Annotated in this window: 8 protein-coding genes and 1 pseudogene; 6 read left to right on the forward strand and 3 right to left on the reverse strand. The window is 67.4% G+C overall.

Annotation, left to right across the window (positions count from 1 at the left end; genetic code table 11):
• Position 1 precedes the first annotated feature (1 nt).
• Both C7456_RS05900 and C7456_RS05905 read right to left on the reverse strand, forming a co-directional pair.
• On the reverse strand, positions 2–2,248 hold the full coding sequence (locus C7456_RS05900) for an anti-phage 6A-MBL system cap2_3 protein (protein WP_105762358.1): 2,247 nt from the start codon (positions 2,246–2,248) through the stop codon (positions 2–4).
• Positions 2,248–3,402: an anti-phage 6A-MBL system MBL-fold protein gene (locus C7456_RS05905; RefSeq protein ID WP_105762359.1), complete on the reverse strand. Its 1,155-nt coding sequence runs from the start codon at positions 3,400–3,402 to the stop codon at positions 2,248–2,250. Before C7456_RS05905 ends, C7456_RS05900 begins: the two co-directional genes overlap by 1 nt.
• Before the next feature lie 473 nt (positions 3,403–3,875).
• On the opposite strand from C7456_RS05905, the gene C7456_RS05910 reads away from it, so the two are divergent.
• Complete coding sequence (locus C7456_RS05910; RefSeq protein WP_105762360.1) at positions 3,876–4,223, forward strand: DUF2958 domain-containing protein; 348 nt, start codon at positions 3,876–3,878, stop codon at positions 4,221–4,223.
• 134 nt (positions 4,224–4,357) lie between these two features.
• Here the strand turns inward: C7456_RS05910 and C7456_RS05915 are convergent, their stop codons facing one another.
• On the reverse strand, positions 4,358–5,251 hold the full coding sequence (locus C7456_RS05915) for a phage exclusion protein Lit family protein (protein ID WP_109722845.1): 894 nt from the start codon (positions 5,249–5,251) through the stop codon (positions 4,358–4,360).
• A 356-nt stretch (positions 5,252–5,607) separates the two neighbouring features.
• Here C7456_RS05915 and radC point away from each other — a divergent pair, with 356 nt between their 5' ends.
• The 5 genes and pseudogenes from radC to C7456_RS05940 all read left to right on the forward strand — a co-directional run bounded on the left by radC (position 5,608) and on the right by C7456_RS05940 (position 17,409).
• Positions 5,608–6,117, forward strand: a complete 510-nt coding sequence (gene radC, locus C7456_RS05925) for a RadC family protein (protein ID WP_105762810.1) — start codon at positions 5,608–5,610, stop codon at positions 6,115–6,117.
• A gap of 557 nt (positions 6,118–6,674) precedes the next feature.
• Positions 6,675–7,394, forward strand: a pseudogene (locus C7456_RS05930) (DUF932 domain-containing protein); the annotation flags it as partial.
• Between the two features lie 155 nt (positions 7,395–7,549).
• Positions 7,550–8,806 (forward strand): DUF3363 domain-containing protein, encoded by a 1,257-nt coding sequence (locus C7456_RS17175; RefSeq protein WP_170120181.1) that lies wholly within the window; start codon positions 7,550–7,552, stop codon positions 8,804–8,806.
• Positions 8,807–8,905: 99 nt separating this feature from the next.
• Positions 8,906–9,682, forward strand: coding sequence for a helix-turn-helix transcriptional regulator (locus tag C7456_RS05935; RefSeq protein ID WP_105762811.1), 777 nt, complete (start codon positions 8,906–8,908; stop codon positions 9,680–9,682).
• A gap of 179 nt (positions 9,683–9,861) precedes the next feature.
• Positions 9,862–17,409, forward strand: coding sequence for an autotransporter-associated beta strand repeat-containing protein (locus C7456_RS05940; RefSeq protein WP_170120184.1), 7,548 nt, complete (start codon positions 9,862–9,864; stop codon positions 17,407–17,409).
• Positions 17,410–17,602 lie beyond the last annotated feature (193 nt).

Genomic DNA, 17,602 nt, shown 5'->3' on the forward strand with positions numbered 1-17,602 from the left:
GTCACTTCACCGCGCCCTGAAGGACTTGAAGATCGTGCTCGCCGACGATGAGCTGGATGGCCGGCAGCCCGTCGTCGGACATCCCCAGCGCCAACTGAATGAGTTGCACCAGATCGTGCCCGCTGGGCGAGGCGGAGTGACCGGGAGGATGGCTATGCCATTCGCCGATGTAGCTGACCATGCCAGCGGTGCGCACGCTGGCATCCTTCACCGCTTCGGCCAGGCCGGCGATGCCGCGCTCGAAGGAATCTCGACTGGCTTTGCTGTCGGGCGGCGCTGGCAGGCCGGCAACGATCACCACAGCTTTGATGTTGAAGTCGTAGTAGCCGAGCAGCACGCCGCCGGTCTCGTTGGGAAAACCCCGACGGCGTAGCTCCCGCAGTTGTTGTTCGACGCCATCGTCGATGAACACGTCCAAGTCGTCGAGCGAGATGCGTCTTTCCGGCAGAACGGGGACATCATGCACGGTGATAGCACCGCGCATCGGATCTCGTTGCCACGCGCGTATGAGAGCGTCCTTGTTGGTCGTCGCGGCCTGAACTTGTTCGGCCAGTGTGCTTGCCTGGCCCAGGATGCGCGAATACGGCATTACCGCCGAGATGTCGCGGCAACTCGCGCCGCTCCAGAACGTGTTGGTGTGACCGCTGAGGTGCGTTCTGCCCCAGTCCTCCTGAATCAGGGCGCGGTAATACTGGGCTTCGAGCGTGCGCAGGCGGTGCGCGCGTTCGGCATCTTCCACAAGCAGCACTGCCGCGTTGCCGTCGGGTGTGATGAACACCGAGCAATGGCGTGGCAGCGTATCGGCCCCACTTGCCGCACGCGGATATTCGAGCGTTGTCGAGGCATCGACGACAAGACTCGCGGCGGCGAGCGCGTGCGCAACCGACTCCAACGAAAGGTCGGTGGCATCGGCGACGATAGGCACGACTTCGGTCGCGCCTTCCGTCGCAGCAGCGTGCAGGCCGGCGACGACCGTCGCTTTCGTCTCGCCGATGTGCTGCGTATAGGCGGCGTGCCTTGAGAGGTTGTGGGGCTTGATGTGATCCTTGTCGATGACCGTCCAGCGTCCCCAACCGCTGCGGCCCCATAGGTTGAGCAATGCGCTGCCAAGCGATCCGGCGCCGATCAGGACGGCCGCCGGACCTTCGTCGAAGATGCCCGACTGGCGTCTCGCGGCCGCTGCATCGTTCTGTACCAGCACGTCCATCGGCAAGACGGGCTGGTTTTGCCACGCCGTCGAGGGCTGCTGGTTCATCACGTCCTTGAAGTAACGCCCTTGGTGTGTCAGCAGCGCGCCGGTGGCGACGCCGAGTTCAAGTGCGCCGATCGGCACGAGGAACGCCCGGTGCGTGATGCCGTCGGGTTCAGCGTCGGCGCTTCGTTTGATCGGGATGTGAAGCAGGATGACCGTGGCCTTGTCATCGGCCGAAGCGGCAGCACCGGATTCGCCAACGCCGTCTTGCAGCTTTGCTCGAAGCGGCGTGATGAGATCCACATTGCGCTGTGTCAGCAGGTCTGCCAACTGCCCGAGGGTGGCGGGATCACGCTCAACGAAGCCGTGCACGATGGGCGGCAGCGTCAACTCGATATGAGCAAAGGTCTTTGCTTGCGGCGCACCTTTCGAGATCGGTTGCAGAAAGCAGGTGAATCCTTGATCGGGGCGTTCTTCCTGCCGCAGCACCATGAAGCGTAGCTCAGGGTTCTTGCGCAGTTCGGCCAGATTCCACGGCAGGACCAATTCGTACTTGCTGGCGAAGAACAAGTGCTCAACCGGCTGGTCAGCCGGGTGCAGCTCGCCACGAGCACTCTTTTCCAGCCACCACTGGATGCGGCGCAGGAACGCCGCAGGTGTCCAAGTGCGCAACACGGCAGCAGGTGGATCGAAGTACAGGCACAAACTGGCCGGCGCACCGTGTACGCCCTGATTCTGGTGCATCAAAATCGGGAAGTCCTGACGCAGCGCCAAGACCTCGATCAGCCGCTTGGGGTCGTTGGGGACGCATAGCGCCAAGCGTTCCCGGTAGCGGATGCCGACTGGATTTTTCGGCGGGATGCCGTCGCACTCGACTTCGACGATCAGACATTCGAGTGTTGCCGCGCCATCTGCGGAATGCCGCAGAAGCCGGATCAACGAGTAGTCGCGTTGTCGCTGGACGGCATCGAGCAACGCGCGCGCACGCGGAATGGTCAGTGCATCGGCGCTTCCGACCTCTGTGACATTTACCAGTTCGTGGTACGCATCGGTCATCAGCCAGCTCGCGGAGGCCTCGACGCCAGGATGGCCGGCGCGCCGATGGTTGCCGAACGCTTCCAGGTCACGCCGGCGCTGCCGATCTCGAAGATGATCGGCTCGGGCTTGTTGGCGTTCGGCTCCTCCATCGTGACCAGGAACTTGCGCCCGCCGACTTCCTTCAAGTAGCGCTCATACGCCTTGCGGGCTTGGATGTGCGGCGGTTGGACCTGCTCATACGAATCCTTGACATCCGGGATCGGCTTGCTGCAACTGACGATGTATGCATCGGATTTGCCCATCAGCAGCAGGTCCTTCACCAGCGGAGTGGGGACCGTTTCGTCCTTGCCCTTGTCCTCATTCAATGCGCGATAGCTGCAATGATGCGGGATGTTGAACAGGTCCCATGCCAGGCGATCATCGTTCTTGTGGTAGCGCGTCGTGCTAACGATGTCTTCCAGATCGCCGTATTCCGCGTCGCCGACCTCCAGATAGTCGTAGGTAGAGCCGTCGGCATTGAAGCGCACGTTGAACACCAACGCGGCGCTGTTGCGGATGATGTCGCCGTCGTCGCAGTGCTTAATGAACGGGGAGTGGCAGAAGAACTCGACGCCATCCTTCGTCAGCGTGAAGCCGGGCACGATCGTGCCGGCGTCGATAAAGAGGTGATCGCGCGCGGATGCCGATTCGCCGCGGGCTTTCAGCAGCGGTTCCAGCCAATCGGCCAATGCTTGCGGCTTCGAGAAGACGAGGATGTCCTTGCCCTCCAGTAGACGGTGCCGTGCCTCTTGGCGAAGCAGGACGTATTCCTCGGTCTGATGATCGTTGTCCGCTTCTTCAAGCAGCATCGCCGCCGGCACCCACAACTCTCGAATCTTGATTCGACCGTCACCGTGGTACTTCTTCGCATGCTGCAACTCGAAGAACTCGGTGCTGCCTTGGATGTGATCGAGGTCGGCGTGCGTGAATGCGACGACATCGAAGTAGTCGCGGTTGGCGGCCTTCAAGTCTTCCTTCAGCCGAGCCTTGAGGTCGATTTCCGGTGTGTCGGCGTCTTCCGCCTTGTCCCGGTGGCAGAAGTCGAACAGAACGCGACGCCCCTTCGACAGGACGATTTGGGTCGTGTCGCCATTACCGACCGGATAGAAGATGACCTGATGTACGTCTGCCACAGCACTTTCCCCTTTGATTGGGATGGGTGGCAGGTTGTTGGAATTAGCACTCTGCCGCCGAGAGTGCTAACACTATATCCGGGGTCACGGGAGGTGTCAACACACTAGATGTAGCGTGTCAACTGCCGTTTGTCCTGTTTTTGGTCGCCTGCCGGAGAGCACGTCGAGGGACGTCCCGGCGTTCCGCCGTCGGGCTCGCGGGCTGCGCCCCGCGCCTCGTGCCGAGTCGCGGCCATCCGGCTTTGATCCCTGACGCCTTCGGCCCTGGTGGGCCTGCGCGCTCCGCTTGCTGAGGAGCAGGGTAGTGGGGCGGTCTTGCTGTTCCCTTCACCGTATCACGGCGGTCTTGCCGTCAAGGGCTGCGCGCGCTATGCGCGCTGGCGTCCTGGCGGCCGGCTTCGCCCCCTGACTGCTGCGCTGCGCCGTGCTGGCGACGGTTCTGGGCAATTCCGCCCGTGCAACCGGAGATCGCCATGAACACACTCATCACCGACGAACAACGCTTCCTGCTGCTGGCCAACGGCCGCGAATCACTTCAGAACCCGGGCTTCGATCCGGCACCCGTGGTCAAGCTGTTCACGCCGGACGCCGGCGCGACCTGGCTGCTGACCGAGATCGACCCGGACGATCATGACCACGCCTTCGGTCTGTGCGACTTGGGCATGGGGACGCCCGAGCTCGGCTGGGTCAGCTTGCAGGAGTTGGCGATCGTCCGGGGAAAGCTCGGCTTGCCGATCGAGCGCGATTTGCACTTTTGCGCAGAGAAGCGCCTGAGCGCCTACGCGCGCGAAGCATGGCACGCCGGGCGGATCGTCGTGTGACCTGGCAAGCGCGTCGTCCTTTGGGGCGACGCGCTTTTTTGGAAGGCATGCACCATGCGACTCATAGAGCGCAGTTGCAGATCGAACAGCGCGCCTTCGATGCGAAAGGACACTCAGCAACGTGAGCGTCGTCGCTAGACCGGGAATAGTGACTCAAGTCGCATGGACATCCACTCAAATGCTTCCAGAGGCGTTTCATGTGCGGGTGCTGCCGTCTCGGGATCAAGTACCGCTTTCAGCAGATATGTCGCGTTCTCCAGTCCTGCGCTTCTTGATCCAGCCTTAAATTGCTCTGCGGCTTCTCTGAATCGAAGTATGGCTGCGGGGTGCGTATTTCCCCGTCCTAACTCCGATTCATTCAAGAACAACCATGTCAGCGCGACCGCGATCATGAGAATACGGAACTCGCGCCGAAGCCCTTTGCCGGCGTTGTCCAGAATCCACTTTGTGGCGAAGCCATCAGCTAAATATTCCTGCCGAATGCGCAAGCTGTCCGGCACGAATTTCTGGTCTTCGTGGTAAACGTGCGCGACTTCATGGAGCAATATCCAGCTAAGCGCTCCCAAGTAAACATTGTTGATACGCCATTCATTCGAGTCTTCCTTTGGACTCTCAAGCGGCGTCTCCAGATTGTCCGGCCAAGGGCGATCAGCGTGAAAGAGCGATCGCGCGAACGCAATGTATTCGCCGAGATGAAGTGCAGCGCAGTATTCGCCTATGTCCAGGACGGATTGCCTGTCGAAATCGGTAGCACGTTGGCTCCGAGAAGCGATGTCCATAACATGAAAGGCCGTGTAGGCCAGGCACCATAGGCTGGCCTGTCCTGCGGCGGTCAGGTAGATGGCCTTGTCTTGTGGTACTGCAAAAAAATTCGCAGGTTGGTCGCTCCACGAGATTGTCCATTTCTCGGCCCCAAATATCTCTGAGGCAAGTTCGTCTTGGCGCTCGGGAGCAATATTCATCGGTGCGCGCTGCGCCATCTTGAACAACCATTCCATCGCGGCGCCTGTCGTCGTACTTGCCATCATGATGCGCTCAATATCTCTGTGGTTGGAAATGCCAGTCTACCTATAGCTGCTTGCGTCCCGGCGTTCCGCCGTCGGGCTCGCGGGCTGCGCCCCGCGCCTCGTGTCGAGTCGCGGCCATTCGGCTTTGATCCCTGACGCCTTCGGCCCTCGCGGGCCTGCGCGCTCCGCTTGCCAAGGGGCAGGGCAGTGGGGCGGTCTTGCTGTTCCCCTCACCGTACCACGGCGTTCTCGCCGTCAAGGGCTGCGCGCGCATGGCGCGCTGGCGTCCTGGCGGCCGGCTTCGCCCCCTGACTGCTTGCGCTGCGCCGTGCTGGCGACGGTTCCGGGCAATTCCGCCCGTCAACCGGAGCACGATCATGTCGCAACTGTCCTTTTCCTCGTTCGAGTCCGCATTGCTGGTACGCGATGCGCACGGGCGCTATCTGCCGGCGTCGGCCGACGACATCCTTGAAGCCGCGCGCCAGGTCATCGACCAGAAGATGCAGCGCGGCACGCTGTTCGATTCGCCGGCGACGGTGAAGACGTACCTGCGCACGAAGCTCGCCGGCTTCGACCATGAAGTCTTCGCGGTGCTGTTCCTCGATTCGCGTCATCGCTTGATCGACTACCTGGAAATGTTCCGCGGCACGATCGACGGCGCTTCGGTTCATCCGCGCGAGGTGGTCAAGGAAGCTCTGCGGTGCAACGCGGCGGCACTGATCCTCTCGCACAACCATCCGAGCGGAAGCCCCGAGCCAAGCGCGGCAGACCGCGCGCTGACTGCACGGCTCAAGCAGGCACTGGACCTGGTGGACGTGCGCGTGCTCGATCACGTCATCGTCGCCGGCGACACCACGGCATCCTTTGCCGAACGCGGCCTGCTTTGAACGAAGGGGGCTTCGGCCCCCTTTTTGCCGCGTCCGCTGCCGATGCCTTCACGCCTGCGGCGCTACGCGCTGCCGCTTGCACTCCAGGGGAAAGCCCTGCGGGCTATCCCCGCCGCGCTGCGCTGCGCTTGGCGCCCCTGCAAGTCCGCCGCTCCGGCTGCGCCGGCGCGGCGCGGCCTTCGGCCCGGCTCCGAGATCCGCGCCTGCGCGCTTCGCTTGCGTGGTGTCTGCGCCAACGCAGCGGCCGTTGCCTGTCGATCCGCCTTTCCTGACTTCATCACCTTGTCCGCGACTGTAGCCCGCGGCCGTGTGCCGTCAAGGCGCGCAGGGCCGTGTCCTCGGCTGCGCCTGCGGGCCGCACCAACCCTGCGCTTGCCTCCTTGACGGCCCCCGTCCGCGCGCTCCTGACCGTCGCGGGCGATGAACTCAGGAAAGACGGTGGCAACGAGGCCGGCCCAGGTCTCCGCGCCGACCCCACCGGAGAAGCCGAAAGGCGGGCTCCGAATCTAGGAATCCGGTGGGGGTTTTCGACAGCAACCCTTGTCAGGAGAACGACCATGCAACTTGCTTCCCGCTTCGCATCCCGCTCCCCGGTGCTGCGCTCGGAACATCCCTTGTCGGATGACCAGATTCGCGCCGTAGCCCCGTCCATCTTCGCGGATGCCCCGCACGAAAGCCGCTCGGAACGGTACAGCTATATCCCCACCGCCACCGTGCTGCGCGAGCTTCGCAGCGAAGGCTTCGAGCCTTTCATGGTGACGCAGACCCGCGTGCGGCAGGACGACCGCCGCGACTACACCAAGCACATGATCCGGCTGCGCCACGCCAGCCAGATCAACGGCCGCGAGGCCAACGAAATCATCCTGCTGAACTCCCATGACGGGACGAGCAGCTATCAGATGCTTGCCGGCATGTTCCGGTTCGTTTGCAAGAACGGACTGGTGTGCGGCGATACCGTGGCCGACGTGCGCGTGCCCCACAAAGGCGACGTGGCCGCGCAGGTCATCGAAGGCGCCTACGAAGTCCTGCACGGCTTCGACCGGGCGCAGGAATCCCGCGATGCCATGCAGGCCGTCACGCTGGACAGCGGCGAGGCCGAAGTGTTCGCGCGTGCCGCGCTGGCGTTGAAGTACGACGACCCGAACAAGCCCGCGCCCATCACCGAAACGCAGGTGCTCGCGCCGCGCCGTCTCGACGACGACCGCCGCGACCTGTGGAGCGTGTTCAACCGCACGCAGGAAAACCTCTTGCGCGGCGGCTTGCACGGTCGCAGCGCCACCCGCACACACACGTCGTCCTGCGCGGCAAGGACGACACCGGCAAAGACCTCATCATTTCCCGCGACTACATCGCCGAGGGGATGCGTCAGCGGGCGTCGGAGCTGGCGACCGAGTGGCTGGGGCCGCGCACCGAGCTGGAGATGCAGCGCGCCATGCTGCGCGAGGTGGAACAGGAGCGATGGACGGGGCTGGATCGCAGCTTGCAACGCGAGGCCGGCGACGACGGCCTGGTGCGCGTCGAACGCTTCGCCGAACCCCGGCTGCAACGGCAGCGGCAAGCGTTGATCGGTCGCCTGCAACGCTTGCAGCGCATGGGCCTGGCGACCGAGCAGCAGCCCGGCGCGTGGGCCGTCCACGCCGAGGCCGAGCCGACCCTGCGGGCGATGGGCGAGCGCGGCGACATCATCCGCACCATGCAGCGGGCGATGAGCGGCAAGTCACGCGAGCTGGCCGTGTTCCCGCTGGGCGCGGACGGTCGCGCCGTCATCGGTCGCGTCGCCGGCAAAGGACTGGCCGATGAGCTGTACGACAAGGGCTATCTGATCGTCGATGGCACGGACGGCAAAGCCCACTACGTCGCACTGCCGCCGCGGTCGGAGCTGGAGCAGTACCCGACCGGCGCCGTGGTGGAGGTGAAAGGCGCGGCCGACGTGCGCGCCGCTGATCGGAACATCGCCGCACTGTCCGTCGATGGCGTGTACCGCACTGATCATCACCTGGCCGTCGCCCAAGGTCAGGCCACGCCCGACCGCGATCCGCGCGAAGTGGTCGCCGCCCATGTCCGCCGGCTTGAAGCCCTGCGCCGAGCCGGCATCGTGGAGCGCGAAGCCGAAGGGGTTTGGCGCATTCCCGACGACCTAGCCGAGCGAGGCCGTCAGTACGACGCGCAGCGCCTTGGCGGCGGCGTGGCGGTGGATCTCAAATCGCACCTGCCGATTGAGCGGCAGGCCCGCGTGATCGGCGCCACCTGGCTCGACCAGCAGTTGATCGGCGGCGGGAAGGGGCTGGGCCACCTGGGCTTTGGGGCCGAGGTCAAGGACGCGCTACGCCAGCGCGCCGACTTCCTGGCCGAACAGGGCTTGGCCGAGCATCGTGGGCAGCGCGTCGTCCTTGCGCGCAACCTGCTGGCGACGCTGCGCGGGCGCGAGCTGGCGCAGACTGCAAAAGACATTGCGGCCGAAACTGGATTGGAGCATCGCCCCGTAGCCGACGGGCAGCGCGTGGCCGGCATCTACCGGCGCTCCGTCATGCTCGCCAGCGGGCGCTACGCCATGCTCGACGACGGCATGGGCTTCTCGCTGGTGCCGTGGAAGCCGGTGGTCGAGCCGCGGTTGGGGCAGCAATTGGCGGCCACGATGCACGGCAACGGGGTGTCGTGGCACGTCGGGCGACGGCGCGGCGTCTCCTGAAACCGTCGGGCCGGGGGAGGATTTCGCGTTCGGCCAAATGTATCAACCGGTTATAATTGATAGGTTTATGCCATCCTGCCTTTGATCGAACGACGCACGATGACCGATCCCGCCGCGCAAAGCGCCATCTATGCCCTATGGGACGAACTGGCCGATTTCGGCGCGGCCCGGGCGCAGGACGCGCGCAACCATCTTCTCACCGGCCTGTGTGCCCTGGTCGGCGCGCAGAACGCCAACTGGACCGGCGCCGTGCGCATGGACGACGTCGGCCCCGGCGACCCGGTGCGCGGCTGGCGCGCGCGCGTCATCCATTTCCTGCATCCGGACCGGATCCTGGTGGGCAAGGCGCGCGAGCAGCAGCGCGGCGTGGAGCGCGGTCGGGTCGATGAGACCGTGCTGCGCCAAGTCGCCGACTCCGGGCGCTTCCGCATCCACCGCCTGGCCGAGCTGGTCGGCCCCGCCTGGTTCCAGGGCGACTACTACCGCGACTACTACCTGGGCATGAACCGTGCCGACGCCCTGTGGGCCGGCATCCCCATCAACCAGGACGCGGAACTTTACGTCGGCATCTTCCGCGAGCCCGGCCGGCCGCCCTTCACCGACGCCGAGCGCGATGCCGCCGGCGCCGCCCTACGCGGGCTCAGGTGGTTCCATCGCCAGCAGATGCTGGCCGAAGGCGTGGGCGTGGCCTCGGCGCCGCTGTCTCCCGCCGAGCGGCAGGTGCTGCGCGGCCTGCTGCAAGGGCAGACCCAGAAGCAGATCGCCACGGTCCTGGGCCACAGCCCGCACACCACCCGTGAGTACGCGCGGCGCATCTTCAGGAAGTACGGCGTCTCCGACGGCGCGCAGTTGATGTCGCTCTGGCTGGGCCGCTAGCCGATGTCGCCGTTCGCGGCGACTTTTTCGCGCCAACCCGGATTCCTAAAGTGGAGGGGCTGAGGAGCCGGCTGCCCGTATCACTGTCCATGGGCCTGCCGCGTGGCGGGCGTGAAGCGTCTCTGGCTGAGGGCTTGCTGCGCAACGCACAAGCCCATCGAGCGCATCCAGGGGGACGCATGAACCGTATCTACCGCATCGTATTCAACCGCAGCCTCGGGTTGTGGCAGGTCGTTTCCGAAACCGCCCGGGCGCGGGGCAAGGCGGGGCGAAGCGCCGCCCTGGCGGGCGCGGCGCTGGCGCTGGCGCTGGCCGCCGGACCCGCCTTGGCCGATGGCGGCGGCGGAAGCAACCACAGGAATACCGGCCTGGGCGGCGCGGGCGGGGTGGACAATCCGCTGGGGCCGGGCGGCGCGGGCGGCGATGCTGTTCCGGGCAGCACGCAGGGCGGCGGCGGCGGCGGCGCAGGCATCACCGGCGGCGCGGGCGGCCAGGGCGACTCGGCCTCCGGCGCCGGCAACGGTGGCGCGGGCGGCGCGCATGGCGCGGTGCTGGCCGGCACGCTTTCGGACATCACCGCCGCCACTGCGGGTAGCGGCGGTGGCCAAGGCGGCTTCGGCTCCGGCGGCGATGGCGGCGGCGGTGGCGCGGGCGGCTACGGAGTGGTGATGGACGCCGGCGGCGATCTCGGTACGCTGGCCGGCAGCCTCACCGTCCGGGGCGGCGATGGCGGCGCGGGCGGTGACAGCCCCAACCGCTACGGCGGCGACGGCGGCAGCGGCGGCGTCGGGCTGTATCTTGCCCAACCGGACGCTAGCGTCACCATCGCCGGCACGGTATCGGGCGGCGATGGCGGCAAAGGCGGCGGTGGGCTCGGCGCCGGCGCCAGCGGCAGCGGCGGCAACGGCGGCGCCGGGCTGGTGTTCGCCCAGTCGGGCGGCACGGCCGTCATCACCGGCACGGTGCAGGGCGGCAACGGCGGGGCTGCCTATGCCGGCAGCCCGAACGGCGTCGGCGGCGTCGGCATCACCGGCGCGGATCTGACCGTCATCAACAGCGGCACGATCAGCGGCGGCCTGTCCGGCGACGGCGCGACGCGGGCCGACGCCATCGACTTCACCGGTGGCGTGAACACGCTGGAACTGCGGGCCGGCTCCACGATCACCGGCAATGTCCTCGCCTACAGCAGCGCCGACACGCTGCGCCTGGGCGGCGACGCGGACGCCGTCTTCGACGTCTCGCAGATCGGCACGCAATATTCCGGCTTCGGCGTCTTCGAGAAAACCGGCGCCTCCACCTGGGCGCTGAGCGGCGCGACCACGCAGGCGACGCCGTGGACGGTCCAGGCCGGCACGCTGCGGGCGATCGCGTCCAACGTCCTGGGCGACGACAGCGCCATCACGGTAAACGCGGGCGCGACGCTCGACCTGAACGACAACAGCCAGAGCATCGGCTCGCTCGCGGGCGCGGGCGGCGTCACCCTCGGCGGCAACGGCGCGACCCTGCTCACCACGGGCGGCGACGACACCAGCACCACCTTCTCCGGCGTCATCAGTGGCGCCGGCGGCCTGGTCAAGACCGGCACGGGCACCTTCACGCTCTCCGGCGCCAACACCTACGCCGGCAGCACCACCATCAGCGGCGGCACGCTGGCCGTGTCGGCCGACGCCAACCTGGGCGCGGCCTCGGGCGGCCTCACGCTCGCCGGCGGCACGCTGGAAAACACCGCGGCCTTCACCAGCGCGCGCGACATCACCCTGGGCAGCGGCACCGCGGGCATCTTCCAGACCGACGCCGACCTGACGCTCTCCGGCACGATCGGCGGCGCGGGCGGCCTCGCCAAGCTGGGCGCCGGCACACTGACGCTCACCGGCACGGCCGATTACGGCAGCAATTCGGCCTCTCCCGTCACTTCCACATCAGTGGACGGCGGCGCCTTGGTGGTGGACGGCGGCAATCTCACGAACGCCGAAAGCATAGATGTCGGGATCAACAACGATGCCGCTCTGGTCGTCAAGAACGGGGGCGTCATCGATACGCTTGGAATCACGGGCGGTCGCGCCGATCTGTCTTCTTCCGGCCGAATCATCGTTACCGGCCCGGGCTCCACCCTGACAACCACCAGCAGCATCCTTGATGTCAATCTGTTCAATGGAAGCCTCACGCTGGAGGATGGCGGCACGCTCATGACGGGCTCCGGGACTGGCGTGCGGTTGTGGAACGGTAGCACCATCAACTTCGGCAGCCCCGACCTCGCCAACCCCACCACGGCGGGCAGCTACAGCGGCGCCCCCATCACCGGCCAGGTTGCCAGCGGCGGCATCGTCAACTTCAACCAGACCGACAGTCTGACCCTGGCCGCGCCGCTCACCGGCGCGCTGGCCGTCAACCAGCGCGGCACCGGCACGACCCTGCTCACGGGCGCCAGCACCTACACCGGCGACACCCTGGTCACCGCCGGTACGCTCGTCGTCGACGGCAGCAGCACGAGCAGCAACGCCACGGTGAACGGAGCCCTGATCGTCGGCAGCGACGCCGCGCACAGCAGCGCCAGCTTCGGCGGCGACGTGACGGTGAACGCCGGCGGCCTGCTGGGCGGCCACGGCGGCATCGGCGGCAGCGTCACCGTGCAGGACGGCGGCACCTTGGCCCCGGGCAATTCGCCCGGCACCACCACCATCGCCGGTAACCTGACGCTGAACAGCGGCTCGCTGCTGCAATTCGAGCTGGGCAATTCCGCCGGCACGGCCGGCGTGGACAGCGATCTGGTGAACGTGGGCGGCAACCTTACGCTGGACGGCAAGCTCAACGTCAGCGCGCTGTCCGGCTACGGTGCGGGCGAGTACCAACTGTTCAGCTACGGCGGCACGCTCACCGACAACGGCCTGGACTTCGGCGTCATGCCGGTAGCCTACGACTACCAGCTCGACACGGCGACCGCCCACCAGGTCAAGCTCGGCGTGACCGCGGCCACGGCGCAGTATTGGGACGGCGCGAACACCACGCCGTCCGGCGTGGCCCAAGGCGCGGGCGGCAGCGGCGCTTGGGATGGTAGCACCAGCAACTGGACCAACGGCGCCGGCAGCGCCAACAGCGCCTGGAGCGGCGACCTGGCCGCCATCTTCGCCGGCACGGCCGGCACGGTGACGATCGCCGACGGCTACACCGCCAGCGCGCCGGCGCTGTCGTTCCTCACGGACGGCTACCGGCTTTCGGCCGCCGGCAGCGGCAAGCTGGAGCTCACCGGCGCCGCGACGGTGGAAGTGCTCAACGCCGGCACCACCGCCGCTATCGACGCGCCGATTGCCGGTACCAATGGCCTGACCAAGAGCGGCGCGGGCACGCTGGTGCTCGGCGGCGCGAATACCTACACCGGCGGCACGACGGTGGCGGGCGGCACGCTTTCCGTGTCGTCCGACGCCAACCTGGGCGATGCCAGCGGCGGTCTGACGCTCGACGGCGGCACACTGCAAAACACCGCGGCCTTCACCAGCGCGCGCGACATCGCGCTGGGCGCCGGCGGCGGCACGCTGCAGACCGACGCCGACCTGACGGCCCATGGCGCGATCGCCGGCGACGGCGGCCTGACCAAGACCGGCGACGGTACGCTCACCCTCGCGGGTGCGAATACCTACACCGGCGGCACGAACATCAACGCCGGCGTCCTGCAAGTCGGCAATGCCAACGCCCTCGGCTCCGGCCAGATCGTGCTGGGATCGGGCGGCGACAGCGCCACCCTGCGCTTCCTCGGCGACTTCACGCTGGCGAACGACCTGGCGTGGGGAGGCTTCAGCGCCGACGACGACATCATCGACACCAACGGTCATGACGTCACCTTGAGCGGCAGCATGCTGACGACGAAGCCGCTGCCGGGCGGCTTCACCAAGGAGGGGGCGGGTACGCTCACCCTCACCGGCGACAGTGGGACCAGCCAGCCCTTCGTCACGGTCATCAGCGGCGGCACCCTGCAGCTTGGCGACGGCGGCACGTCGGGCATGATCAACGGCCCCGTGACGGACAACGGCGAGCTGGCCTTCAACCGCAGCGATGCGGTGAGCTTCGACAGTTCCATCAGCGGCACGGGCAGCGTGACCAAGCTGGGCGACGGCACGCTGACGCTGACGCAGGCCAACAGCTACAGCGGCGGCACCACGATGGCCGCCGGTACGCTTCAGGTCGCCAGCAACACCAGCCTCGGCCACGCCGCCGGCACGCTGACCTTCAGCGGCGGCGCGCTGCGCACGACCGGCAGCTTCACCATGAACCGCGCCACCACGCTGCTCGCCGATGGCACGTTCGACGTGGACAGCGGCACGCTGCTCACGCAGTCCGGCGTCATGTCGGGCAACGGCGGCCTCATCAAGCGGGGCGACGGCACGCTGGTGCTGACGGGTGCCAACAGCTATGCCGGCGGCACCACGGTCAACGCCGGCACGCTGCAGATCGGCGATGGCGGCGCCAGCGGCAGCATCGTCGGCAATGTGGTGGACAACGGCGTGCTGGCCTTCGACCGCAGCGACGCCCTGACTGTCGACGGCACGGTGTCGGGCACGGGAGTCCTGGTGCAGGCCGGTAGCGGCACGACCATCCTGACCGCCGACAACAGCTACACGGGCGGCACCACGATCAGCGCGGGCACGCTGCAACTGGGCAGCGGCGGCGCCAGCGGCAGCATCGTCGGCAACGTCGTCGACAACGGCGCGCTGGTCTTCGACCGCGCCGGTACGCTGACCATGAACGGCGTGGTGTCCGGCACGGGTTCGGTCACGCAGTCGGGACCGGCCGGGTCGGCGACGGTGCTGACGGGCGCCAACAGCTATGCCGGCGCCACCACCGTATCGGGCGGCACGCTCTACATCGACGGCGACCAGAGCGCGGCGACCGGGGCGACCAGCGTGGCCGGCGGCGCGGCCCTGGGCGGCATCGGCACGATCGGCGGCAGCGTGGCCATCGCCGGCGGCGGCACGCTGACGCCGGGCGATACGGGCCCGGCGCCGGGCACGCTCACGATCAAGGGCGACCTGTCCCTGGACAACGGCGCGAGTCTGGCCTACAGCTTCGGCCAGGCGAACGTGGTGGGCGGCCCGCTCAACGACCTGACCGACGTGCAGGGCAACCTCACCCTGGGCGGCACGCTGAACGTGGCGACCAGCACGGGCGGCAGCCTCGACCCCGGCATCTATCGCGTCATCAACTATGCGGGCTCGCTGACCAACAACGGGCTGGCGCTGGGCACGGTGCCCGCCGGCAGCTTCTTCGTGCAGACCTCGGTGGTCAATCAGGTGAACCTGGTCAATACCGCCGGCCTGACGCTCAACTATTGGGACGGCGCGGCGGGCGGCAAGAACGACGGCGCGATCGCCGGCGGCGATGGCGTGTGGCAGAACAGCGCGGGCAACGACAACTGGACCACGGTCGACGGCACGCTCAACGCACCCTGGGCCAGCAATGCCTACGCCGTCTTCTCGGCGGCGCCGGGCACGGTGACGGTGGATGGCTCGCTGGGCGCGGTCGGCGCCTCGGGCATGCAGTTCGCCAGCGACGGCTATGTGGTGCAAGGCGATGCGATCACGCTGGTCGGATCGACGGCGGCTCCCGGCGTGTCGGTCATCCGCGTGGGCGATGGCGCCTCGGACGGCGCCGCGTACACGGCCACGATCAACAGCGTGCTGGCCGGCGCGACGACGCTGGAAAAGACCGATTTCGGCACTCTGGTCCTGAACGGGGCGAACACCTACACGGGCGGCACGCAGATCGACGGCGGCGTGGTGCAGGTGGCGAGCGACGCCAACCTGGGCGCCGCGGCGGGCGGGCTGGGGCTGGACGGCGGCACGCTGCGGACCACGGCGGACATGACGACCGCGCGCGCGGTGACGCTGGGCACGAACGGCGGCGCCTTCGATACGCTGTCCGGCACCACGCTCGCCATCGGCAGCGCCATAGCCGGCGCCGGCGCGATGACCAAGGCCGGCGACGGCACGCTGGTGCTGACCGGCGCCAACACCTACACCGGCACGACGACGATCGCGGCGGGCACGCTGGCGCTCTCCGGCGCGGGTAGCGTTGCCGCGTCCAGCGGCGTGCTCGACAACGGCGTGCTCGACATTTCAGGGACTACGTCGGGAGCGTCCATCAAGAACCTGGCCGGTTCCGGCACGGTGAACCTGGGCAGCCAGTCGCTTACTCTGACCAACGCCAGTGGCATCTTCAGCGGCACGTTCACGGGCACGGGCCAGTTCGTCAAGCAAGGCAGCGGCCTGCTGACCCTCAACGGTGACAGCTCGGCCTTCAGCGGCACGACCACGGTGTCGGGCGGCACGCTGGAAGTGGGCGATATCAATACGCCCTCGGCGGTTCTGGGCAGCAACGTCACGGTCGATGACGCGGGCACCCTGCGCGGCCATGGCAGCATCCTGGGCGACGTTGCCAACAACGGCATCGTCGCCCCGGGCGGGTCCATCGGCACGCTGAGCGTGAAAGGCAACTATAAGCAAACCGGCAACGCCGCGCTGAACATCGAGGTCAGCCCCACTGCGGCATCGCAACTCAAGGTCGGCGGCAGCGCCAGCCTGGCCGGCACGCTGAACGTGACCTACGCTCCCGGCACGTATTCGCCCCGGTCCTACACCCTGGTCTCGGCCTCCCAGGGCATCACGGGCGCTTTCGACACGGTCAACCATATCGGCACGGCCAATCTGGGCGGCCTGTCGCCTGGGCTGGGCTATACGGACAACACGGTCGATTTGTCGCTGACTGGCTCGAACGCTTCCGTCGTCGTCGCGCCCACCCAGACCAGCATCTACACCGCAATGGGCACCGCCGCCGTCCTCGGCGCGCAGGCCACCAACGCCGCGCTGCTCGATCGCGCGGGGTCGGCCGGCGGCGCGGCTGCGGACGCGAACGCTTCGGGCAGCGCGGCTTGGGCGACCCTGACCGGCAACGTCACCGAGGTGGCCGGTCGCGCCGCCGCGCCGGGCTTCCAAGCGCAGCGTTACGGCTTCCTGGCCGGCCGGGACTTCTCCTCGGATCCGGACGCCGCGGGCATCGCCTTCGGCTACGACCATGCCGCGCTGTCCGAGCACGACACCGGCGATACAGGCACGCTCGATACGGTGCGGGCGATGCTCTATGGCCGGCGCGACGCCGGCCCGGTAACGCTGGGCGCGACCGCCGGGGTGGGGCTGGTTTCCCTTTCGCAGAAACGTTCTTTCGGCCAGTTCGGCATGGCCGAGGACGATCACGCCGGGCAGGAGTTCACCCTGGGCGCGCAGGCCAGCCTGCCGCTGGCCCTGGGCGCGAACACCACGCTGACGCCGAAGCTGGGCCTGCGCTACGCCTGGTTCCACGCCGACGGCTTCGGCGAGCACGGCGCGGGCGGCCAGAACCTGAAGGTGGGTTCGGATACGGTCAACAGCCTGCAACCCTATGTGGGGGTCGCGCTCGACCAGGCGTTCGGCGATGCCGCGCATCCGGCCAACGCGCAGTTGCGCGTGGGGTACGCGCGCGAACTGCTCGACGCCAGCCGGAGCCTGGGGGTGATGTCACAGGACGGCACGCAGTTCACGGCGCCGGGGACGAGCCTGCCGCGCGGCTACTTGACCGCGGGCGTCGGAGTGACGCTGCACGCGGCAAAGAACCTCGACGTCACCTTCAGCTACGACACACTCTTCAACACGGGTGGCGCCCGCGCACAGCAGGGCAGTCTCAACGTGTCGTACCGGTTCTAGGCCGACGTCCGGGCATTGTCCGGGCTTGCTTCTGCCAGCGTGGTAAACGTGACGTTCGCAAAGGGGCCGGTGGCGCCTTTTTCCACGACGTTTCTGCCGATAACGGTCTTTGACCGGCCCTCGACCTGACGCCAATCCTCGCAACTGAGGCGCGCCTTTGTGCCGCGTGTCGCGCGAGAAAAAGCGGAGGCCG

The organism is Fulvimonas soli, from assembly GCF_003148905.1.
Taxonomy (GTDB): domain Bacteria; phylum Pseudomonadota; class Gammaproteobacteria; order Xanthomonadales; family Rhodanobacteraceae; genus Fulvimonas; species Fulvimonas soli.

Excerpts from the sequence above, each read along its gene's own strand:
- C7456_RS05900 (WP_105762358.1), bottom strand. The coding sequence starts at position 2,248 with ATGACCGATGCGTACCACGAACTGGTAAATGTCACAGAGGTCGGAAGC.
- C7456_RS05910 (WP_105762360.1), top strand. The coding sequence starts at position 3,876 with ATGAACACACTCATCACCGACGAACAACGCTTCCTGCTGCTGGCCAAC.
- C7456_RS05915 (WP_109722845.1), bottom strand. The coding sequence starts at position 5,251 with ATGATGGCAAGTACGACGACAGGCGCCGCGATGGAATGGTTGTTCAAG.
- radC (WP_105762810.1), top strand. The coding sequence starts at position 5,608 with ATGTCGCAACTGTCCTTTTCCTCGTTCGAGTCCGCATTGCTGGTACGC.
- C7456_RS17175 (WP_170120181.1), top strand. The coding sequence starts at position 7,550 with ATGCTGCGCGAGGTGGAACAGGAGCGATGGACGGGGCTGGATCGCAGC.
- C7456_RS05935 (WP_105762811.1), top strand. The coding sequence starts at position 8,906 with ATGACCGATCCCGCCGCGCAAAGCGCCATCTATGCCCTATGGGACGAA.
- C7456_RS05940 (WP_170120184.1), top strand. The coding sequence starts at position 9,862 with ATGAACCGTATCTACCGCATCGTATTCAACCGCAGCCTCGGGTTGTGG.